The organism is Acinetobacter sp. YH12069 (genome assembly GCF_013419675.1).
In the GTDB taxonomy this organism is placed as follows: Bacteria; Pseudomonadota; Gammaproteobacteria; order Pseudomonadales; family Moraxellaceae; genus Acinetobacter; species Acinetobacter amyesii.
Genome location: NZ_VOZS01000012.1, coordinates 66,313 through 88,690, shown reverse-complemented (window position 1 = coordinate 88,690; position 22,378 = coordinate 66,313). Strand labels below are relative to the sequence as shown.

Below are 22,378 nucleotides of genomic sequence, written 5' to 3'. Positions count from 1 at the left end.
TCTAATATGGCAACAACTGTGCCAATATTTTAAGTATTTATTTTTTAAAGTTTTATTATTTAAATCTGATAAATTCTGTTGGTTTAAACGCCAAAAAACTGTTGGTTATTCAACAGTTGCTTATTTCAAATCATCAGTTATTTCCATTTTTATATCTCATTTTATGAAATAAGAAATACGCTTTGAGCTTTTAATAACTGATGTTACGCCTGTAAAAGTAATTTCGGATTTTTAAAATGATTTTTAAATCTATTCGATGGAGTCTTACATCTAGGGATTGAATAACGGGATTAGCCTTCGGCTGGAGGTACTCTTACGAAACGTTGTTTCTCATTCGACAAAATGAGAAGCGTGCTTCGCAAGGAAACCATCTTGCGGTGCAATACACCTCACCGACAAAACTCGTTCAATACCATCAAATGATTCAAAGGATCGCAAAAACATTTTTGATTAAAAGTCGTCTTGTCTCAAACAATTGCGGATGACACTACCGGGTATCGTTCTTTTATTTGGATCAAATTGCGCTTCTGATATTACTAGAGCATAAAAAAACCCACTGACGTGGGCTCTTTTCAATTGATTTTAATTACCGCTTATTGACCAAATTTAGTCGCCATGGCAGTTAATTTTTGATAACCCGTCGGTAGCAAACGTTGAATTAAATCAATCGCTTTTGCATCATTACCAATCAATAAACGGCGCTTATCTTTTTGTACTGCTTCAATGATTTGACGAGCCGCTTCTTCAGGTGGACAACGCAAGAATTTATTAAAGGACTGTGCCGATTTTTGCGGGTTCATACCTAAACTTTTCAAGCTGTCATTCATTTTTGCGGCATTGGCAATATTGGTACGAATACCGCCCGGATGTACACATAGCGCACTCACGCCACAATTTTCAATATCCAATTCTTGGCGTAAAGATTCGGTAAAACCACGTACTGCAAATTTAGTGGCATTATATGCCGACTGTGTTGGCTGTGCTGTTAAGCCAAACAAGCTGGAAATATTGATGATATGACCTTCACCACTTTGCTTGATATACGGTAAAAATTCTTTGGTGCCATAAATCACACCCCAGAAGTTAATATTGACAATCCACTCCAGCTCTTCATAGCTTGCGCCTTCAACGGTCGTACCCAATGCCACACCCGCATTGTTAAAAATCATATTCACCGAACCATGATCTTTAACGGTCTGTGCTGCCCATGCTTTCATTGCCGCAAGGTCTGACACATCGAGTTTTTGCGTGGTTACACGTACATTGCTGGCTTTAACCAATTCAACGGTTGCCGCTAGACCCTGTTCATTCACATCGCTTAAAGACAGATGGCAGCCTTGTTTAGCCAAAAGCACAGCCAATTGCTGACCAATACCTGAACCTGCACCTGTAATGGCAGCCACTTTATTTTTGAAGTTTTTCATTGTGATTCCTTATTCCTTTATGCTGCCGCTTGGCTTTATCACAGCGTGATCTCATTTGCCAATGTGTGCAGTTCGTCAACTTAATATAGTTTTGACAATACATATTGTCAATGTCATCTTAGGACGTGCTAAGCTGTTGAAATCGCCAATGCTTAAACATAGGTTTAAACTGAAATTATTGCTAAAATAAGACAAAATTCTGCTTTAGTTCAGCGTATATTTTCATGACAGATGCAACAAATCACACAGAACAACAACAGGCAAAAAATGTGAAGGAACGTCAATTTAAAGGGCTTTCTCTCAGTGAACGTAAGCAAGCGCGACGTGAAAAACTGATTGAAGCCGGTATAGAAGCCTATGGAACACATGGCTTTTTTTCAGTGACTGTGAAAGATATTTGTTTGGAAGCCAAGCTGACCGAACGCTATTTTTATGAATCATTTAAGAAAAGTGAGCAACTGTTCCAGACCATCTTTTTAAAATTAATCGATGAACTGCAACAAAACGTGATGCAAGCCATCATGCAAGCATCTACCGATTCTAAAAAAATGATTGAAGCGGGTTTAACCGCCCTACTGTTAACTTTAAAAAATAATCCCCGTATGGCGCGCATCATTTATATCGATGCCATGTTGGTACAAGAGCTACATAACCAAGCCACGATTCATGAAACCATGATGCGCTTTGACCGTATGATTCATGCCTTTGTCATGCTCATGATGCCAAATATTGATCGTTCAGAACGCGAAATTTCAATGGTCGCAACAGGTCTCAATGGTTATGTCACCCAAATCGCGATTCGCTGGGTCATGAGTGATTATAAACAACCGATGGACGAAGTTTTATCGTCATGTAGCGTGGTCTTTTTGGCCTTGTTGGATGCTTTTTCTGAAAAACCCAGGAAATAAATTTTGGCCTCAACACTGATCTTTACAATTTTTTGAATGATTTTTTGTGACAACAACATGATGCAAAGCCCATGTTGTTGAATATTTCAGGATTTAAATTGTCACAATTTCTTTCTAAACCCCAATGAAAGATCATTTTTGCAATGATACTGTCATAATTAATCTTTGTAATAAGCCTGTCATAAATATAAAACGGTCTACCGTTTACATAAAATAGGGTATTGCGCTGTGAAAGATGACTATATTTTAATCGTCGACGACGAACTCCCGATTCGGGAAATGATCCATACTTCACTGGATATGGCTGGTTTTCAATGTCAGCAAGCTGAAGATGCCAAACAAGCGCACCAAATGATTGTGGATCAGCGTCCTGCACTGATTTTATTAGATTGGATGATGCCTGGCGGCGTGAGTGGTGTAGACCTATGTCGTCGTTTAAAACGCGATGAAAATTTGTCAGAAATTCCAGTCATCATGCTCACTGCGCGCGGCGAAGAAGACCATAAAGTCCAAGGTCTGGACGCGGGTGCAGATGACTACATGACCAAACCCTTTTCCACCCGTGAGTTGGTGTCACGCATTAAAGCGGTGCTGCGTCGCTCAAATGCCTTGGGTGGTGAAAAAACCATTGATGCCAATGGCTTAATCCTCGATCCAGTCAGCCAACGTGTCAGCTTTGGCAACACCATTTTAGATATGGGACCGACTGAATATCGTCTATTGGCCTTTTTCATGACTCATCCTGAACGTGCCTATACCCGTGCTCAATTATTAGATCAGGTTTGGGGTGGAAACGTGTATATTGAGGACCGTACCATTGACGTTCATATTCGTCGTTTGCGTAAAGTTCTTGAACCTTTCCAAGCCGATCGTTATGTGCAAACTGTTCGTGGTACAGGTTACCGTTTCTCTACCCGTGCAGACGCTGTGATGGGTTAGTCATTTTAGGTCTTTAATTTTCTATGTACGAACCGTATCCCGTCCCTGAACTTGCCAGTGAACATAAAAAATTCCGTTACAGCAGTTTATGGACTTTTGCCAAGCAGGATTTGAGACTTCTGGCATTTTTCCTACTCATTGCTGCACTCATCGGCTTTGGTATCGGGTACTTATGGATCTGCATCTTAATCGCCTTTGCAGTGTTCTTTGCATTGCAAATGCGTTCGCTGTACTTAGTCAACGAATGGATTTCAAATCGTCCCTATGATGTCCCGCCAAATTTAGACGGTATTTGGGGGGCTTTACTCTTTAATGTATACCGTGCCCAGCGTCAAGAACGCATTGTACAAGCTGAAATGGTTGGTCTGATCGACCGCGCTCAATCTTCCTTGGTGGCACTTGCTGAAGCTGTGGTATTGATTGATGAATTACACCAAATCGAATGGTGGAACCCTGCCGCAGAAAAGCTTTTGGGGATTCAACAGCTCGATCAAGGGCGCAATATTTTAAGTATTTTAAGACAGCCTAGTTTTATCGAATACTTTACCAATATCGATTTAGCCCCCGATGGTTTGAAAATGAAATCATCAGTGCTCGAAGACCATTATGTGCAAGTCAAATTGACCCGTTTTGGTCGCGAAAGTCGTTTATTGGTGGCTTATGACGTCACGCGCATGCATAACCTTGAGCAAATGCGTAAAGACTTTGTCGATAATATTTCACATGAGCTACGCACACCGCTCACGGTTTTAAGTGGTTATATCGAAACCTTTACCGATCAGGAAGATTTAAATCCACGCTGGAAACGCGCATTCGATCAAATGCAGTCTCAAACCCGCCGTATGAATGCTTTGGTTAATGACTTGTTATTATTATCTCGTCTGGAAAATGATAAAAAAGTTGCTAAAAATCAAATCATTGAAATGCCCAGCCTAATGAACCAACTATATGACGATGCACATGCTTACAATGTGGATTATGGACATACACTGAATCTCGAGATTGATAGTCACTGTGACCTAATCGGATCAGATATGGAATTGGCGAGTGCCTTTAGTAACCTCATCACCAATGCAATTAAATACACCCCCAAAGGCGGTACTGTGACCATTGGATGGCATGATGATGGTACGCATGGTTATTTTACCGTTGAAGATACGGGTATCGGGATTGACCCGAAACACTTACCCCGTTTAACGGAACGGTTTTACCGTGTGGACAGCGCACGTAGTCGCCAAACGGGAGGAACTGGTTTAGGTCTTGCCATCGTGAAACACGTTTTGATGCAACATCAGGCACACCTTGAAATTGAGTCCAAAGAAAACCGTGGTTCGCTGTTTAAAGTAGTCTTCCCTAAAGAACGCTTGTATCATGTGAGCTAAGCAGAATCATCCCGCCGGTCTTGCTGTGCTTCCAACTGTTGTTCTTGTTGTTTGGCACGGCGATATGCAGGACGCTGTTGCATCCGTTGTAAGAAAGCCTGAATTTGTGGATATCGCCCTTGCGTTCGGGTCATGACGGCTTCTAATGGAAACGTCATCTGAATATCCGCAAAGCTAAACGGTCCCGCAAAATATTCATTTTCCGCTAAATGGTTTTCTAAAAACTCGATATGTTCTTTTAAGCGAGGTCGTACAAAACCTTTTTTGACCCCATCACAAATGCGATTAGCTACGGGTTTGATGGCCCAAGGTACATGGCGTGGCACATTGCTCATGACCAACTGCATCACCAATAACGGCATCAGAGAACCTTCGGCATAATGCATCCAAAAGCGATATTGTTGTTTTGAATGTTCCGCCTTGGCTGCAAAAAAATCATGCCGATCGTACTTCTCTTGTAAATACTCCAAGATCGCTGCAGATTCTACCAAGACCAGTCCATCATCCTGCAATATGGGCGACTTTCCTAAAGGATGGATGACTTTAAGCTCAGGGGGAGCAGACAAATTTGGCTGGCGCAGATAAAACTGAACCTGATAATTCAGTCCTAATTCCTGCATTGCCCATAAAATACGAAATGAACGAGATTTTTCTAGATGATGTAGCACCCGCATGGGTTCATCTCCTATATGAAGTCTAAAATTTTCTTATTTCTGGCAAGCCATTATTATTTTGAAGTACTTAAATCATAAAAAGTGTCAGATCACTGCTTAGGGCTATATCAAAACTAAATTTTGCACAGTACAGCAGCGACCTGCTTTTAAATTAAACTAGAGTGGTTTTAATGTCTACACTGCGCAATAAAGTTTTTGTCACTGGGGTTTTTTCACAAATGGACAAGATTTTTTGCTCTAATTCTGCATCCAAGGGCGTTTGAAAATGTAGACGTCGCTCAACCCATTCAGCACCTTCACGGTTCGCACAAAAGTCTGCCTCAACACGAAACTCACCCAATTGAATTTGTTTATGTGCTGCATACATGCGCAAGGTAATCATGGTGCATGAAATTAAGGAGGCACACAGTAAATCATACGGTGCTAAACCTAAATCCCCGCCACCAAATGATTCGGGCTTATCGGTAATAAGTTGATGTTTTGCACTCTGAACTTCACCTGACCACGGTGCTTCTAAGGTGTTTACTGTTGCCGTTGCGACGATACCCATAATGACTCCCTCATGGTTATGCCGCACCATTTTTACCACAGGTACGGCTGTTCATTTTTATTTTTAAGTTAACGTGATGGACGCATTTTATCAGGGAAAGCCGGTGCTTCTAGTCGTGGACCATCATAGTCAGGAATAGAGCCAAAGCGTTCGTCCTGATTAATCCACTGCTCACGGGCAATATTCAATTCTTCTTGTGTACGCCCCACAAAATTCCACCACAGCAGAATCGGTGATTCAAAAGGTTCACCCCCTAATAATAAAACACGGCCACCTGCATGTAGGTCAATTTTGACTTGGGTTAAGCCCGGCTCAAGTACCACCATATTGTCTTCATTGAGCTCGTGACCGTTGACACTGGCAGTCCCTTCGAGCGCCATAAAGCCATATTCAAATTTTGGATTGAGCGGCAAGACGGTACTTTGGCTTTCCGAACTACGCAGATCGACACCCAATAATTCACTATGTACTTTTACCGGTGATTTAGTCTGTAAAAATTCACCGACCAAGACCGTCAATTCAATCCCGTCTTGTGTCACCACTGGCAACTCTGGGTAATGGTCAAACTGGGGCGCCATATTGATTTTGTCATCTGGCAATGCAATCCAAAGTTGCGCAGCATGCATTTGCGTTTCAGATTCTGGAGCAACCTCAGTATGCGAAATACCATAACCCGCCGTCATGAGATTGACTTGTTTGGGCTGAATTAACTGATGTGTGCCCAAACTGTCGGTATGCATCATGGTGCCATCAATCATCCATGTAAATGTTTGCAAACCAATATGTGGATGCGGCCCAACATCTAAGCCATCACCTTGCGGAAAATGCACTGGACCGGCATGGTCAAGGAAACACCATGCCCCAATCATCCGTTTATGCCGACTCGGTAAAGCACGTTTTATCACTGTGCCTTGACCAATTTCAGCACGGCGCAGTGGAAATTCTTGAATGAACTGATTGACGTATTTTTCACAATCGTCGGAATGAGATATTTCTGTGTAATTGGTATTGGTCATATTCTTACCCTAAATTTGGCTAAGCCGATGCAAGGACTATCGGCTAGAGCTATGCATTTTTTCCATTATATCTGCATTAACTCAATCTTCTTCAGCTGTCATTAATACGCTGAATCACAGAGATAGGACAATCGTTTTTTTGTTGCCTAATATGACATACAGCATAACAGTTATTGATGCTTATTTAGACAATATCCAATGCGAAATTACTTGTTCAAATCACGTGAAATGTAAATTTAAGTAACATAAGTTAACACTCACTTTTGACCAAACAATACCAAATAATTCACAAATCATTGAAATAACGTGTTTAATTTTAAATAAAAATGATATAAATTATTTGAGTTACATAAAATTACATACAAGCCATGCTCACCCGTCGGTAATCTTGCATGATCAATGAGTATAAGAAAGAATCACGTGCACTGATCCAAAAAGCCTTGAAAGGAACCTTTGTTCGTGTTCCTGCTCAATTTCGTCAAGAATTTTTCCACTACCATCGTCGTCAACTTTTTAAATTCTTTTTCCAAGTCAACATCGTTGCACAATTGGCCTATCTCTCTTATGCCATAGCGGATTGGTTTATGTTGCCCGATGTGGGCTTGCTCGCGATAGGCTTAAAAATGGCCTATACCTTACTGATGATGGGCATCACATGGGGCATTTATACATATAGCAAGAGCATTTTACTCTTTGACTTGATGCTTCCCCTATCGATCGTTGGTGCTTCTGCGCTGTGGTTTAGCCTACTCAATTTATCCAATAGCCCCGATGTGCCGATCTATTTATATGCATCTTTGGTTTTTATTGTGTTAGCCAATTTATGTGTGCAAATCCGCTTTAAGGCTGCTGTGCTCATTTCTCTATGTATCAGTCTAATTTTACTGATTGGGGTGTATTTCGCCATTTCTGGCAATATCCATCAACTGCAACTGTTTATATTGATCTATTCGCCCGTATTGTTATTTAGTTTGTATATCAGTTGGAATTCAACGCAAAAATCCAGAATTGTGTTTTTACACAGTAAACTCGATCAGTTGAACCGTGAAGCGCTCAATATTATGGCGCATACCGATGTGCTGACTGGCTTAAACAATCGACGTCAATTTATTCAACTTGCCAATTATCATATTCATCATCAGTCCAAACCGTTACAGCCACTTTCATTACTGATTTTTGATGTCGACAAATTTAAAAATATTAATGATCAGTTTGGGCACTATATTGGTGATCATGTTTTACAACAAATTGCCGAAACGTGCCGACATACTTTACGTAGCCAAGACATCATTGCCCGCTTCGGTGGTGAAGAATTTATTATCCTTTTACCGCAGACACACCTGCGTCAGGCTCAAGATATTGCCGAACGTCTGCGACGGGCAATAGCCGATGATTATTTAGAACTTGATACACTACAAAAACTTAAATTTACCGTTTCAATTGGTGTTGCCGAATTTGGTCAAAAAAACCGAGATTTACAAAGTGTAATTCGCATGGCCGATCAGGCACTTTACCAAGCAAAATCTGCAGGAAGAAATCAAATTTCAACTTATAAAACAGCAAGTTAATAATATATTTTGTAACATTCATCAGACGATTTTTTATCATTCATTCGAAAAATCCCTAGTTTCAGGTAGATATTTTTGTGTGTTTTTTGTTCATAATTTGTCCTAAGCCATTTATGGAGAAGGGACATGTCTGTTGATGTACGAATGAGTTCTCGGACTAATTCGTCTGCTCAGGAAGTTCGTAAAAATCATACTCATACTTTGAAACTTTCTGAGTGTGATCTTGCCAATCGTGCCGAGATTGAACAAGCCATTGCAGATCCTTTTGCACGTATTCCTACGCAGTTTAGAAACTATTTTCTACAACATCAGTATGCCCATCAGTTACCTTATTTGCGTCAAGTGAACTACATGGCGCAGATTACGTTTCTTCTTTATTTTTTTGCTGACATTTTTATTATTCCAGACATGTTCTTTTGGTCAGGCCTTTCTCGAGTTGCCCTGATTATTGTGGCTTTATTGGTTAGCTTTTATTTATTTAAATACAAAAAAGACATTCGTGTACTCGACATGATCTTACCGATCGGGACGGTCTGTAGCACCGCGATTTGGATTGGCTTATTACTGGCTTCAAATAGCCCAATGGTCTCGTCCTATATCTATGGTGCGGCGATCTTTATTTTAATTGCCAATGTCTGCGTACAAACACAATTTAAGCCTGCCTTGTATTGTTCGGGTCTCATTTCGCTATTGGTATATTTTGCGGTGAGTCAGCTTTTATCATGGCAAGAAGCGCTGATTTTTGTGGTCGTGTCTATTCCCGTTTGGATGATCAGCCTGCATATGAGCTGGAACAATACGCTCAATGCACGACGTCATTTTTTACGCACCCTGCTTGACGATTGGAATATGCATACGCTGAAAAATCTAGCGCATACAGATGAGCTCACCCAGTTATATAACCGTCGTCAGTTTGTTCAACTGGCTGAACATCGCATCCATGAATGGCCAACACCCGCAAGCACCTGCTTACTGATGTTTGATGTCGATCATTTTAAACATATTAATGATAATTACGGGCATGATGTTGGTGATCAGGTGCTGCAATGTATCGCTGAAACCACCCGCAAAGAAATGCGCCAAAAAGATGTTTTGGCTCGCTTTGGTGGCGAAGAATTTATTGTGCTTTTGTCGGAAACGCAAATACAGGATGCAATGTTGATCGCGGAACGTATTCGTTTAACGCTTCAAAATCAATCTTTGCTGAATGTCGCAAATCACCCGATCCAATTTACCGTTTCCATTGGTGTTTCACAGCTTAAATCACATAAACAAAATTTAACTGAACTGATTAAGCAAGCTGATATTGCGCTGTATCAGGCAAAAGAAAATGGCCGTAACCGTGTCGAACGCTATGACCCAAGCATGAAGCCCGAACGTAAATCGACGAAGTCTTGGCAAAGCTTTACCCATAAAGCGAAGTCCAAAGCTGAACCGAATAATGAGAGCGATCGTAGTTGGTCAATTGTTTATAAATAGAATGTTGAGATATAAAAAAAGGACGCTGAAGCGTCCTTTAAGTTTATTTAAAAACTATCTTCATCAAAACGGTCTTGATCTATTTTATAAATATGGAAACTTCTTTCAATTTGAATACCCAAGCCAAATTCAATCATGAGAGATGTAAGCTTGTCACCATCAATTAAAACAATGCCTGATTTCTTTGCTGACTCAATTGCTTCTTTACTAAAACAAGAAGTAGTAATAAATACGCCCTTTTTCGCCACTTGATCAGCCAAAGCTCCCTTAAACTGTTGAATGTCAGGGCGCCCCACCGTATTTTCCCAACGTTTAGCTTGAATATATATTTTATCTAAACCTAAACGATCTTCACTGATAATACCGTCAATGCCACCATCACTGGTTTTACCTATTGCTTGGGCTGCGTCTTGATGTGAACCGCCATAACCCATTATTACCAACAAATCGACAACTAATTGCTCAAAGAATTTGGGTGAATTACTTTTAATTTTATTTAATAGCTCATCTTTAATTGTTTGATTAAGCTCCTTTGATGATTGTTCGATTATTTCTGCAGGCGTCAAATATTCTGTTTGAATAGATGTAGCATGCTCTTCTATTAGAACTAGATTTTGAATATTTTTATTATGGTTAGAACCAATTTTATAATCAGAAAACCCTTCAAACTGCATCAAATACTGATTAGTTATATTGGATAAGCTGGACAACTCAATAGACCAACCTAACGTACTTAATTCGCAAAGACCACGTGATGGTTGTTGTATCAAACCTGCTTTAACCAAATATGTTTTCGCCCAGCCAACACGATCATAAAATACTGTTTTTGTACCACTAGATAGCCTTAAATTTAAATCAGCTTCAGATAACCCAGATCTTTCAGCTAAAATTTTTGTGGCAGAACTTAATTTTATTGCCTCTTTTTGTTCTGCTAAAAGTTTCATTAATGGAAGCATCAACTGATCGTATGTAGGCAATGACATTTAACTTGCTCTTTTTAAAATAGTATTTTTCATAATTATAAATAAAAAAAGGACGCCGAGGCGTCCTTTTTTATTAGTAGAATTATCTAGGTTTCCCTAAATAGCCTCAAGCATAGCTCTTGGCGTAATTTAGGCAAGAAATGTTGTTTCTTGAAATCCAAAACTGCCGCGAGCATAGCTCTTGGCGTAAAACTGGCACGAAGCAGTGCTTCGTGAAACCCCAGTTTTACTCCCATTCAATAGTTGCAGGTGGTTTAGACGATACGTCATAAACAACACGAGAAACTTCAGCAATCTCGTTCATGATACGTGTAGAAATCTTGTCTACAAGATCATAAGGAAGGTGTGCAAAACGTGCAGTCATAAAGTCCACAGTTTCTACAGCACGAAGCGCGATCACCCATGCATAACGGCGGCCATCACCCACCACACCAACCGATTTCACGGGTTGGAATACAGCAAATGCTTGCGCAGTTTTGTCATACCAGCCGCTTGCGCGAAGTTCTTGCATGAAGATGTCATCTGCTAGACGAAGGATATCTGCATATTCTTTTTTCACTTCACCAAGAATACGTACACCTAGACCTGGGCCTGGGAATGGATGACGGTAAAGCATTTCAAATGGAAGACCAAGAGTTGTACCTAAACGGCGTACTTCGTCTTTGAACAAATCACGGATTGGCTCAACCAATTCGAATGCTAAATCTTCTGGTAAACCACCTACGTTGTGGTGTGATTTAATCACGTGTGCTTTACCTTGTTTGCTTGCTGCAGATTCAATTACGTCTGGGTAAATGGTACCTTGAGCAAGGAAGTTCACACCGTCAAGCTTACGTGCTTCTTCAGCAAACACTTCAATGAATTCACGACCGATGATTTTACGTTTTTTCTCTGGATCAACTTCACCAGCAAGAGCTGTTAAGAAGCGATTTTCAGCGTCGGCACGAATCACGCGGATACCCATGTTTTTCGCAAACATGTCCATCACTTGTTCGCCTTCGTTCAAACGAAGTAAACCGTTATCTACGAATACACAAGTCAATTGGTCGCCAATCGCACGGTGTAAAAGTGCAGCTACAACAGATGAATCGACGCCGCCTGAAAGACCCAATAGAACTTTTTGATCACCAATTTGCTCACGAAGTTGTTCTACGCGAAGATCGATGATGTTTTCTGAGTTCCACAAGTTACGGCAACCACATACGCCATGTACGAAGTTAGACAATAACTCAGCACCTTTCGCAGTATGAGTTACTTCTGGGTGGAATTGGATACCGTAGAAACGACGTTTTTCATCAGAAACCATCGCCACTGGGCAGCTTGGTGTGCTTGCAGTGACTTGGAAACCTTCAGGAATTTGAGTCACTTTATCGCCATGACTCATCCATACTTTTAATTGGTCTTTGGTATCTTCAAGATCACCAATTAAAGCATCACGGACTTTAATATCAACTTCTGCATAACCAAATTCATGCACAGTACCTGGCTCAACTTTACCGCCAAGCTGTTCTGACATGGTTTGTAGACCATAGCAAATACCTAAAACAGGTACACCAAGTTCAAATACAACTTGTGGTGCGCGCGGACTACCTTCTTCATGAACACTTTCTGGACCACCTGAAAGAATGATCCCGTTTGGGTTAAATGCACGAATGTCTTCTTCAGACATATCAAATGCGTACATTTCTGAATAAACACCAGCTTCACGTACACGACGTGCAATAAGCTGACTGTATTGAGAACCGAAATCCAAAATCAGGATACGGTCTTCAGTAATTTGGGTATTGGTAGTCATGGCAAACAACTATGCAGGCAACGAATATAAGCGCCGTATTCTAACATTTTTCTTGGACTTTCGCACACTATTCGGACAGGGGCAAAAATCCCAAGCCAAACGGTGTTTTTTACAACACATTTCAGGAGTTTACCCATCCGCTTTCAATCAGCGATAGACATGAAAAAAGCGGCAGAACGCCGCTTTGATGGATGCTCGGACTCATGACAACTTTATTTTGATTTTTCAATCCAATGATCAAAACTGAATTTACCAGCACCATGCAGCATGAGAAATAATAAGCCGCCAGACATCGCCAAGTTTTTCATAAAGTTAATGCCATCTTCAGCACCACCATGGAATAAAAATGCAGTGATTAAACTAAATACGGTTAGACCCAATGCCGCAAAACGTGCTTGAAAACCAAACAATAAAGCTAAGCCACCACCCAACTCAACTAAAATGGTGATCAGAAGTAGCCCTGCCGGTACACCCATTGACTCCATATAACCTGCGGTTGCAGTGTAAGCCGTAATTTTGCCCCAACCTGCCACAATAAAAATATAAGCCATTAATATACGTGCAACGAGACTGATCACTGCATTGATTTGAGGCTGTTGACTAAGATTTTTCACCATCAAATTTGGGTTAAGCATACTGAAACCTATTCTTAATACTGTTCAAAAGATGTGCTTAGATTAGGTCGTTTCTTATTCTCTTTAAATATGCTTTTATAATACTCATCATTCCATGTATAGAACGATTTTACTGATAATTAATTACGTTTTAATACTGACTTTACTGCCCCAGACTGATAGCATCAGACCACTATTTTACGCATATAAGCCCCATGGAACTGATTGATTTTATACTACATGTTGATGACCATTTACTCGAGTTCATTACCAATTATGGCGTATGGATTTATGCAATTCTGTTCCTGATTATTTTTGTTGAAACCGGTTTAGTGGTCATGCCCTTTTTACCGGGTGACAGTCTTCTGTTTGCAGCAGGCGCGCTCGCTGCGTCAACAGGTGCCATGGATCCGTGGGTTTTGGTGATTTTGCTATTTATCGCGGCAGTCTTGGGCGATACGCTGAACTACCATATTGGTAAATATATTGGCCCACGTGTCTTTGAAATTGAATCACGCTTCATTAACCGTCAACATTTGGTGAATACGCAAAAATTCTTTGAAAAACATGGTGGTAAAACCATTATTTTTGCCCGCTTTATTCCTTTTGCACGCACCTTCGCGCCTTTTGTCGCAGGTGCAGGCAGCATGAACTACAAGTACTTCCTGACTTTTAACATGATTGGTGCGATTTGCTGGGTTGGCTCATTTATCACTTTGGGTTATTTATTTGGCAATATGCCAATCGTGAAAGATAACTTCACCCATCTGATCTTTGGCATCATTATTATTAGTATTTTACCGGGTGTGATTGGTTTTATTCGAGCAAAATTAAAGAAATAAACCGATATGGTGAACGCCTTTAAGCAAAAAAGCGCAAAACCACGGGAAACATACATAAAATCAGCATCAGGGCCGATCCTTTATACAGAAGATCGGCCTTAATTTTTTGAGTCTTACCCGCCAAAATTGTCCGTCCAAATGACATCCAAAACAACGCAACAGGCAGCAAAACCACACTAAATACAGCAAAAACCAAAATAAAATTTAATGGGCTTGCCCAAGTTTCTATCGGGAAAATACCTGCAGCAAAAAGCAAGGCTTTCGGATTTTTTAACGAGGAAATGAATAATTCACGTGGTTGAATTGAAGGATGTTTTTGATTGTACTGATGTAAATGCGTCGATTTCCACAAATGAAAAGCCAACCATAAAACATAGGCAATACTGAGAAAATGTAGCAAGTGAATTAAATTCGGCCACACTGGAGCGCTTAAATGAATAATCAACGCCCACAAATTAATGGCATAGAAATAGCCCAATAATTCTGCAGGAATCAGCATGCACGTCTTTGCAATGCCTTGTTGATGTGCAGAGCTTGCCATTAGTGCATTGCTAGGTCCCGGCGTCATCATCACCGCAATCATTGCCAATACAAAAAGCCAACTCTCAATCATAAATACCCAGACAATGTTTCAAAGCGCACACCTTAGCCGAAATGAATTTAAAAAAACAAGTACGCGCTAGGTCAGTTTTATCCTTGTACAAGTCAATGCACTCATGCTGAATGTTCAAGACCAGAAGGAGGTATTGAAATCCACAAATAATATTTAATTTAATTTTTTCATATATTTAAATATTTTATTGGCTCTAAATAGTGCAGTTTATTTGGCTCAAAAAAAATGCCAGTAGACGCCTCGCCTACTGACAAATTTTATTACACTTTTCTCATAGCACAGGCCTAAGCCTCTGCTCATGATCCGTTTATAATTTTGCTGCGGTAGCCGAATTTGCGCGAACGATAATCGGACAACCCTTAAATTTTGCTGCCTGTACAATCGCTTCTTGCTCACCTAGAACGCGTGAAAGTTCGGTACGTTTGGTATTTGAAGATTGTCCCATATTGACCGAAATACTCGGACCAATGCCCCAACCTCCACGGCTGCCCCAGCCACCACCGAGGCCAACACCCACACCGACACCTGTGCGCTTCGGTGTTTCTACACCATTTTGAATATAGTCGTGGATTCGGTTGTATTCGCTTTGCAATTGTTGGCAACTCAAAGACTGATACTGTGTAGGTGAAACATAGCTTGGTTTAGGCGTACTTGCACATGCACCCAATACAACAGCAGTGAAAGCAACTAGACCACATTTAAGTGCATTCATACTTTTCTCGATACTACTTTTGCTCAATTTCATTGAACAATGATTGATAGGCTTGCGTCAATTTATGATCTGCAGCCAAATGGATTAAAGGTTGATTTTTATGATGAGATTCTTTCATCAGCACTGAAGGCGGTAACATGCTGTCCAATACAGGCAGACCTTCATCTTTGAGTTGTTGTACAACTTCGCGCGGCAACTTCGCCTGTGCCTGAAATTGATTGACCACAATGCCTTCAATTTCTAAATGATCATTATGATCATCCTGCGTTTCCAACACATTTTCGATCAGGGTCTGTAAAGCTCGTTTTGAAAACACGTCACAGTCAAATGGAATCAGCACGCGATCTGCGGCAATCAGCGCAGATAAAGTAAAAAAGTTAAAGGCCGGCGGTGTATCAATAAATACTCGATCATATTGACCACTCATCTGCTGTAAAGCATCACGCAGTTTGTAGATTTTATGCTTAGATTCTAGGGCATGTGCCAACGCGCCTAAATTTGGACTGGCTGGAATCACATCTAAACGTGGATAAGGCGATGCATGCACATAACTTTCCAAACCTTTGGCACGACCCTTCAAAATCGAACCGATGGCATTTCCCAACAAACCTTTACTTTGTTGCGTCCCCAAGACTTCTTCAAAATAATTTTCAATATTGGGTTCAAGAGCAGGCTTATCTGCCGAGTACGTCGCATCATCCCCCAACAAATATTGACTTGAATTGGCTTGAGGGTCGAGGTCAATCACCAAAGTTTTTAAACCTTGGTGCGCGCTTATCGCAGCTAAATTGACCGTAATACTCGATTTCCCCACACCACCTTTTTGGTTAAATACCACACGCGTACGCATTCAAAACCCTCTAATCTTTGTTTTTCTACTCAAGCCTTGAAATCGGCCATGTGGATAAGCCATTTATCCAAAAACTGGTTTGATTATAACCAATGTAATGATGAAAATAAGTGCAATAGCTGCAATAAATAAGCCTGCACGGCGCTGAACCAATAAAACACTGTCATCTTTCTTATACGCTTTAGATAAAGAAGACAGAAGCGCCAAAAACAGTACAACTTTGGCATAGAACCATGGCTGCACATCAAAGTTTTTCATAAACAATAAGATAATTCCTGTTACGGCAATTAATGTCATTGAGCCATGTTGCAAAGCAACAAAAAACTTCCGGCCTGCTGGATTGGGTAAATTGCCCTGCGTCCCTTTAAACAGCGTAAAAGCACGAATGAAAATGGCAGCACAGCCTAAAGCCACGCCACACATATGAATGATTTTAATGATTAATTGCGTTTCCATGGCTCACCTTAAGATGACTTTGGTGCATGCGCACATTCAGGGCTAGTGGTGTCTTGACCTTTCCATTCTTCGGGTAAAAACGCATGAATGGCCAAGGCATGAATTTGCCCCGGACTAAGTAAATCACCTGCTGCGGCATAGACTTTTTGATGACGTTGCACCAAACGCAAACCTGCAAATGCCTCACTCACGATCACTGCTTTAAAATGCGACTCTTTACCTGGGAAATAACCTCCATGACCTGCGGACTCATTCACCACTTCAAGATGTGTAGGCGCTAATGTCTGTAGACGCTCAATTAATTGCTGTTCTAAACTCAAAACGGCTCTCCCAAATTCAAAAAAAGGTTCAACTGGTCTTAGTATAGCCTGTATTTGTTCAAGTTCTTGTGTCGCAAAGTTGCTGAAACCATCTGAATTGCATGATTTCATCAAAATGGAAGCCTTCGACCTGCAAAAATCTTCCGAATTTCAAACAAATTGTTTTTATTTTATGCAAACGATGCACAGTTTTTCATAAAGTTATTGACCTGAAAAATCCTTAATGTATTATACGTGGCTATGCGGGAATAGCTCAGTTGGTAGAGCATAACCTTGCCAAGGTTGGGGTCGGGAGTTCGAGTCTCCTTTCCCGCTCAAAATTTTTTCATTCGGTTTTTTATTTAAAAAATTGGATAGACTCCGCGGGAATAGCTCAGTTGGTAGAGCATAACCTTGCCAAGGTTGGGGTCGGGAGTTCGAGTCTCCTTTCCCGCTCCAAATTTTTTTCGATTCAGTTTTTTAGTAAAAAAACAGGATAGACTCCGCGGGAATAGCTCAGTTGGTAGAGCATAACCTTGCCAAGGTTGGGGTCGGGAGTTCGAGTCTCCTTTCCCGCTCCAAATTCAAAAAGCCCTCATCGAAAGATGGGGGCTTTTTTATCTATCGCTTACACCAATCAAAATCAATCTATATTTATTCAGTATGTGGAACATGGTTTGAGTCAGGTTCCACAAATATGAATAAAAATTAAAATTGCGTTAATAGGTCACACGGACATAATCACGATATTCCGGTTTCCAGAAATTCGCTTCAATCGCATGTTCGAGCACTTCAACGCTGACATTTGGCGCAACACCATCAGCAATCGCAGCCAACGCGACTTTCAATGCAATTTTCTTCGAAATATCCTGTAAATAATCCAAACTTGGCAATAAATCAGCATTTGGATCTGCCAATTTTGGTGAACAGTCCGCCAATGCCGTACTAGATGCCATCAGCATATTTTCCGTCACACGTTTCGCCCCAGATGCAATCACACCGAGACCAATCCCCGGGAAAATATAGGAGTTATTACACTGTGAAATCTGATGAATCTTGCCATGATAATTCACTGGTGCAAATGGACTGCCAGTCGCAATCAGGGCCTTACCTTTGGTCCACTCAATAATATCTGCAGGCACCGCTTCGACACGCGATGTTGGATTAGACAGTGGCAACACAATAGGCTGTTCACAATTCGCAGCCATCGTTTCAATGACCTCTTGGCTAAACAGTCCCGGTTGTCCCGAAACGCCAATCAGTACAGTCGGTTTGGCATTTTTCACCACATCCAACAGTGAAATCATAGATTCGGCATCAGCCCAATGTGCAACATTGTCTGTAGATTGGGCAAGTTTACGTTGGAAATCTAAAAGATTCGGCTGATTTTCAGTAATTAAACCAAAGCGATCGACCATAAACACCCGCGCACGCGCTTGAGCATCGGTTAAACCTTCCGCCACCATTTGCTTGATGATCTGCTCTGCAATCCCGCAACCTGCTGAACCTGCCCCTAAGAATGTGACGATTTGATCTTTGAGCTGCTTGCCTGCTGCACGTGATGCCGCAATTAAACTTCCGACAGACACCGCTGCTGTTCCTTGAATATCATCATTAAAGCAGCAAATTTTATCGCGATATTTTTCCAATAAAGGCATCGCATTTTTTTGTGCAAAGTCTTCAAATTGAATCAGCGCTTTTGGCCAACGTTGTTGAATGGCTTTAATCACGTCATCGACAAATTGATAATATTCTTCACCGCTGATACGAGGCTGACTCCATCCCATATAAATCGGGTCATTCAACAGCTGTTGGTTATTGGTTCCGACATCTAAAGTAATCGGCAATGTATAAGCTGGACTGATCCCACCACATGCGGTGTACAGCGACAACTTACCAATTGGAATCCCCATCCCGCCAATGCCTTGGTCACCAAGTCCAAGAATACGTTCACCGTCCGTAATAACGATCACTTTCACGTTCTTTTTATTCACGTTATGAATAATTTGGTCAATATGATCACGGTCAGGATATGAAATAAAAATCCCACGATGACGACGGTAAATATCTGAAAAGCGCTGACAAGCTTCACCCACTGTTGGTGTATAGATGATCGGCATCATCTCACTAAGGTGGTTTTCAATTAAGTGATAGAACAATGTTTCATTGGTGTCTTGAATATTGCGCAGGTAAATATGCTTATTGATATCACTATTAAATGCACAATATTGCTGATAAGAACGCTGACTTTGCTCTTCAATGCTTTCTGTGACATGTGGAATTAAACCGTGCAAATTAAAGCTCTTACGTTCATCTTCATTAAACGCAGAACCCTTATTTAAAAGTGGGAGTTCTAAAAGTGTATTTCCGGCATAAGGAATATATAAAGGTCGTTTCGTTTTCAAATTTTCACTGGGCATTATTTAACTCGTTTAATTAATCTTTTGTTTTGCACTGCAAAAAGCGAAATGCACAAAAGTGACTATCTCGTTATTTGTTATAGCCTATCCTGATTCGAGCGCTTTGGGGCATTTAGTAAATTGATACTACTTTAAGCAAGATTTTATAATCTGATAAGACCAAAGCGATTCATACCAATTTCAAACACATTTATTTTAATCTTTTGATTCAAATGACGCAGAATGACTACGACTTTTAGCGAATATCGTTCAATATTATTTTTATAAATAAAATATAAAATCAAAAACTTACTAGGTATTAATACAAATCCATAAATTTGGTAGGTCTTTGGTAGGTGTCATTCTTTGTGTGCCCTCGCAATACTCATTTCAGGTGAGTATCACCCATAACAACTCAAAATGATGGTAGAAGGAATCGCACCATGGCTTTTAAAAATATTGCAGATCAAACAAACGGTTTTTACATCCCTTGTGTTTCACTTTTTGGCCCCGGCTGTGCTAAAGAAATTGGTGCAAAGGCGCAAAATCTTGGCGCAAAGAAAGCGCTTATCGTGACCGATGCCGGTCTATACAAATTTGGTGTGGCAGACACCATTGCCGCATATTTAACTGAAGCTGGCGTAGAAAGTCATATATTCCCAGGCGCAGAACCCAACCCAACTGACACCAACGTACATAGCGGTGTAGATGCCTACAATGACAATGGCTGTGATTTTATTGTCTCTCTCGGCGGCGGCTCTTCTCATGACTGTGCCAAAGGCATTGGCTTAGTGACTGCCGGTGGTGGCCATATTCGTGACTATGAAGGCATCGATAAAAGCACAGTTCCAATGACTCCACTCATTGCGATTAATACCACCGCAGGTACGGCATCAGAAATGACCCGTTTCTGTATCATTACCAATACTGACACCCACGTTAAAATGGCGATTGTCGATTGGCGTTGTACCCCTCTTATCGCCATTGATGACCCGAAACTAATGATTGCAAAACCTGCGGCGCTCACTGCAGCAACCGGTATGGATGCATTAACACATGCGGTCGAAGCTTATGTATCAACTGCTGCAAACCCAATTACCGATGCTTGTGCTGAAAAGGCCATTGCAATGATCAGTGAATGGCTCAGCCCTGCCGTCGCCAATGGCGAAAACCTAGAAGCACGTGATGCGATGAGCTATGCACAGTACTTAGCAGGAATGGCTTTTAACAATGCCTCTTTAGGTTATGTCCACGCGATGGCGCACCAACTTGGCGGCTTCTACAACTTGCCACATGGCGTATGTAATGCCGTGCTGCTACCACACGTTTGCGAATTTAACCTGATCGCCTGCCCTGACCGCTATGCACGTATCGCACAGCTCATGGGTGTGCCAACCGACGGTTTAACGGTGACTGAAGCGGCTTATGCAGCGATTGCAGCAATCCGTGAACTCTCTGCTTCGATTGGCATTCCATCGAGCCTTTCTGAACTCGGTGTGAAAGAACAAGACCTCAGCATCATGTCTGAAAATGCGCAAAAAGATGCCTGCATGCTAACCAATCCACGTAAAGCGAATCATGCTCAAGTGGTTGATATTTTCAAGGCAGCGCTTAAAGCCAATGCTTCTGTGGTCGACTTCAAAGCGGCCGTTTAAGTTAAGTCCTTAAAGGTCTTCATGTTTAAGTGACCTAAGTGCCTACATTACCCTTTGAGTCTGGTGATGTAGGCTCAACTGAATCCATTTCACTTTTTATTTCAGGGAAGCGACTCTAGATTGGTCGTTTTCATACTGAGGTCACTCTTTTTTAGTTCGCATAACAGCATCGATTATTCATTTGACAAAAGCTTATGGCTCATCAAGGATAAAGCATAATGTCCAATAATATTGATGAGTATAATAATGAGCCATTCACATATTCAGTATCAGCCTGACATTTTGGGCGCAGGCTATGAACAAGCCACGCTGACCTTCCCGGATGATTATGAAGGCCCTGTGGTTGCCACACTGGTTCGCAAAAAAGCAGCGGCCCCCACCTCCAAAGCGGTGCTCTATATCCATGGCTTTATCGATTATTTTTTCCAAACCGAAATGGCGGAACGCTTTAATCAGCACGGTTTCGACTTTTATGCCTTGGATTTAAGAAAATATGGCCGCTCCATCCGCCCGCATCAAAAATACTATAATGTGCATGAACTATCTGAATACGATGCCGAAATAGATCAAGCCCTAATGATCATTGCAGATGAAGGTCACGATGCCTTACTGCTTTGTGGTCATTCAACGGGTGGATTAACCACCACCTTGTATGCGGCGCATCATCAAAATCATCCTTTAATTCAAGCCCTTTGGGTCAATAGCCCATTTTATGATTTCAACATGAATCCAGTGAAACGCGCACTGGGTATTCCACAGCTGAGTAAATTGGCAAAAACCTTTCCCAATTTAAAATTTCCAAGTGAACTGAATAAGTGGTACACCGCCAGCTTACACCGCGAACTCAAGGGTGAATGGGACTTCAATTTAGACTGGAAAAAGACCCGCTATCCAATGGTGTATTTAAGTTTCGTGCGGACAATTTATGAGGCTCAAAAAGAGATTCATCGAGGTATCAGCCTAGATGTACCGGTCTTGGTCATGCACTCGCATCAAACTAAAAATCCCAAAAAATGGGGTAAAGCAGCGCAGACCAGTGATGTGATTTTAGGTGTAAAAGACATCCAAAAATATGCCAAGAAAATTCAGGGCGATGTCACCATTCAAAGCATACACAATGGCTTGCATGATTTAGTGCTTTCGGAAAAAACCGCGCGTGAACAAGTCTATACCCAGCTCTTTGAATGGCTGGCCAATAAAGGTTTTTAACAGCCCGAATG

Annotated in this window: 21 protein-coding genes and 3 tRNA genes; 11 read left to right on the top strand and 13 right to left on the bottom strand. The window is 41.2% G+C overall.

The annotated features are described in order from the left end of the window. Positions 1 to 593 precede the first annotated feature (593 nt). A complete protein-coding gene (locus tag FTU16_RS10715) occupies positions 594 to 1,424 on the bottom strand; it encodes an SDR family oxidoreductase (protein WP_180163221.1) in 831 nt (276 codons plus the stop codon). Between the two features lie 224 nt (positions 1,425 to 1,648). Between FTU16_RS10715 and FTU16_RS10710 the strand changes: the two genes are divergently transcribed. The 3 genes from FTU16_RS10710 (at position 1,649) to phoR (ending at position 4,653) form a co-directional block, all read left to right on the top strand. Then, positions 1,649 to 2,332 carry a TetR/AcrR family transcriptional regulator gene (locus FTU16_RS10710; RefSeq protein WP_180007972.1) on the top strand — a complete coding sequence of 228 codons (684 nt, stop codon included), beginning with the start codon at positions 1,649 to 1,651 and terminating at the stop codon, positions 2,330 to 2,332. Between the two features lie 228 nt (positions 2,333 to 2,560). Beyond that, the gene (gene phoB / locus FTU16_RS10705; RefSeq protein WP_078194048.1) at positions 2,561 to 3,271 is read left to right on the top strand and encodes a phosphate regulon transcriptional regulator PhoB; all 711 of its coding nucleotides are present in this window, start codon (positions 2,561 to 2,563) and stop codon (positions 3,269 to 3,271) included. Positions 3,272 to 3,294: 23 nt separating this feature from the next. After that, positions 3,295 to 4,653, top strand: coding sequence for a phosphate regulon sensor histidine kinase PhoR (gene phoR / locus FTU16_RS10700; protein WP_078191505.1), 1,359 nt, complete (start codon positions 3,295 to 3,297; stop codon positions 4,651 to 4,653). Here phoR and FTU16_RS10695 read toward each other — a convergent pair. The 3 genes from FTU16_RS10695 to FTU16_RS10685 all read right to left on the bottom strand — a co-directional run bounded on the left by FTU16_RS10695 (position 4,650) and on the right by FTU16_RS10685 (position 6,893). Continuing rightward, a complete protein-coding gene (locus tag FTU16_RS10695; RefSeq protein ID WP_180163220.1) occupies positions 4,650 to 5,327 on the bottom strand; it encodes a glutathione S-transferase in 678 nt (225 codons plus the stop codon). The genes phoR and FTU16_RS10695 overlap by 4 nt on opposite strands. Before the next feature lie 151 nt (positions 5,328 to 5,478). Beyond that, complete coding sequence (locus FTU16_RS10690; RefSeq protein ID WP_180118177.1) at positions 5,479 to 5,877, bottom strand: OsmC family protein; 399 nt, start codon at positions 5,875 to 5,877, stop codon at positions 5,479 to 5,481. Between the two features lie 68 nt (positions 5,878 to 5,945). Beyond that, the gene (locus FTU16_RS10685; RefSeq protein ID WP_180039790.1) at positions 5,946 to 6,893 is read right to left on the bottom strand and encodes a pirin family protein; all 948 of its coding nucleotides are present in this window, start codon (positions 6,891 to 6,893) and stop codon (positions 5,946 to 5,948) included. Between the two features lie 392 nt (positions 6,894 to 7,285). On the opposite strand from FTU16_RS10685, the gene FTU16_RS10680 reads away from it, so the two are divergent. Both FTU16_RS10680 and FTU16_RS10675 read left to right on the top strand, forming a co-directional pair. Further along, positions 7,286 to 8,461, top strand: a complete 1,176-nt coding sequence (locus FTU16_RS10680) for a diguanylate cyclase (protein WP_180163219.1) — start codon at positions 7,286 to 7,288, stop codon at positions 8,459 to 8,461. Positions 8,462 to 8,605: 144 nt separating this feature from the next. After that, entirely contained in the window at positions 8,606 to 9,940 is a 1,335-nt protein-coding gene (locus FTU16_RS10675; RefSeq protein WP_180026233.1) for a GGDEF domain-containing protein, read from the top strand. A gap of 47 nt (positions 9,941 to 9,987) precedes the next feature. Here the strand turns inward: FTU16_RS10675 and FTU16_RS10670 are convergent, their stop codons facing one another. From FTU16_RS10670 to FTU16_RS10660, 3 genes are all read right to left on the bottom strand, one after another. After that, positions 9,988 to 10,923 carry a restriction endonuclease gene (locus FTU16_RS10670; RefSeq protein WP_180007975.1) on the bottom strand — a complete coding sequence of 312 codons (936 nt, stop codon included), beginning with the start codon at positions 10,921 to 10,923 and terminating at the stop codon, positions 9,988 to 9,990. 226 nt (positions 10,924 to 11,149) lie between these two features. Then, a complete protein-coding gene (gene guaA / locus FTU16_RS10665; protein WP_180085648.1) occupies positions 11,150 to 12,718 on the bottom strand; it encodes a glutamine-hydrolyzing GMP synthase in 1,569 nt (522 codons plus the stop codon). Between the two features lie 212 nt (positions 12,719 to 12,930). Then, on the bottom strand, positions 12,931 to 13,353 hold the full coding sequence (locus FTU16_RS10660) for a DoxX family protein (RefSeq protein WP_180163218.1): 423 nt from the start codon (positions 13,351 to 13,353) through the stop codon (positions 12,931 to 12,933). Between the two features lie 194 nt (positions 13,354 to 13,547). On the opposite strand from FTU16_RS10660, the gene FTU16_RS10655 reads away from it, so the two are divergent. Beyond that, complete coding sequence (locus tag FTU16_RS10655; RefSeq protein WP_180003550.1) at positions 13,548 to 14,174, top strand: DedA family protein; 627 nt, start codon at positions 13,548 to 13,550, stop codon at positions 14,172 to 14,174. A 19-nt stretch (positions 14,175 to 14,193) separates the two neighbouring features. On the opposite strand, the gene FTU16_RS10650 is transcribed toward FTU16_RS10655, so the two are convergent. The 5 genes from FTU16_RS10650 to FTU16_RS10630 all read right to left on the bottom strand — a co-directional run bounded on the left by FTU16_RS10650 (position 14,194) and on the right by FTU16_RS10630 (position 17,125). Further along, the gene (locus FTU16_RS10650) at positions 14,194 to 14,787 is read right to left on the bottom strand and encodes a LysE family translocator (RefSeq protein ID WP_168378830.1); all 594 of its coding nucleotides are present in this window, start codon (positions 14,785 to 14,787) and stop codon (positions 14,194 to 14,196) included. A 307-nt stretch (positions 14,788 to 15,094) separates the two neighbouring features. Beyond that, on the bottom strand, positions 15,095 to 15,499 hold the full coding sequence (locus tag FTU16_RS10645; RefSeq protein ID WP_180163217.1) for a hypothetical protein: 405 nt from the start codon (positions 15,497 to 15,499) through the stop codon (positions 15,095 to 15,097). 13 nt (positions 15,500 to 15,512) lie between these two features. Next, positions 15,513 to 16,349, bottom strand: a complete 837-nt coding sequence (locus FTU16_RS10640) for a ParA family protein (protein ID WP_180003554.1) — start codon at positions 16,347 to 16,349, stop codon at positions 15,513 to 15,515. A 63-nt stretch (positions 16,350 to 16,412) separates the two neighbouring features. Beyond that, positions 16,413 to 16,805, bottom strand: coding sequence for a SirB2 family protein (locus FTU16_RS10635; RefSeq protein WP_180163216.1), 393 nt, complete (start codon positions 16,803 to 16,805; stop codon positions 16,413 to 16,415). A gap of 8 nt (positions 16,806 to 16,813) precedes the next feature. Next, entirely contained in the window at positions 16,814 to 17,125 is a 312-nt protein-coding gene (locus FTU16_RS10630) for a BolA family transcriptional regulator (protein WP_078191519.1), read from the bottom strand. A gap of 242 nt (positions 17,126 to 17,367) precedes the next feature. Between FTU16_RS10630 and FTU16_RS10625 the strand changes: the two genes are divergently transcribed. From FTU16_RS10625 to FTU16_RS10615, 3 genes are all read left to right on the top strand, one after another. Next, positions 17,368 to 17,440: transfer RNA gene (locus tag FTU16_RS10625), tRNA-Gly, on the top strand. Positions 17,441 to 17,487: 47 nt separating this feature from the next. Beyond that, positions 17,488 to 17,563: transfer RNA gene (locus FTU16_RS10620), tRNA-Gly, on the top strand. Positions 17,564 to 17,609: 46 nt separating this feature from the next. After that, positions 17,610 to 17,685: transfer RNA gene (locus tag FTU16_RS10615), tRNA-Gly, on the top strand. 138 nt (positions 17,686 to 17,823) lie between these two features. On the opposite strand, the gene FTU16_RS10610 is transcribed toward FTU16_RS10615, so the two are convergent. Then, positions 17,824 to 19,524: an NAD-dependent malic enzyme gene (locus FTU16_RS10610; RefSeq protein WP_180109293.1), complete on the bottom strand. Its 1,701-nt coding sequence runs from the start codon at positions 19,522 to 19,524 to the stop codon at positions 17,824 to 17,826. A 422-nt stretch (positions 19,525 to 19,946) separates the two neighbouring features. On the opposite strand from FTU16_RS10610, the gene FTU16_RS10605 reads away from it, so the two are divergent. Both FTU16_RS10605 and FTU16_RS10600 read left to right on the top strand, forming a co-directional pair. Further along, a complete protein-coding gene (locus FTU16_RS10605) occupies positions 19,947 to 21,158 on the top strand; it encodes an iron-containing alcohol dehydrogenase (RefSeq protein ID WP_078191526.1) in 1,212 nt (403 codons plus the stop codon). 246 nt (positions 21,159 to 21,404) lie between these two features. Next, positions 21,405 to 22,367, top strand: coding sequence for an alpha/beta hydrolase (locus FTU16_RS10600; RefSeq protein WP_180163215.1), 963 nt, complete (start codon positions 21,405 to 21,407; stop codon positions 22,365 to 22,367). Positions 22,368 to 22,378: the final 11 nt, after the last annotated feature.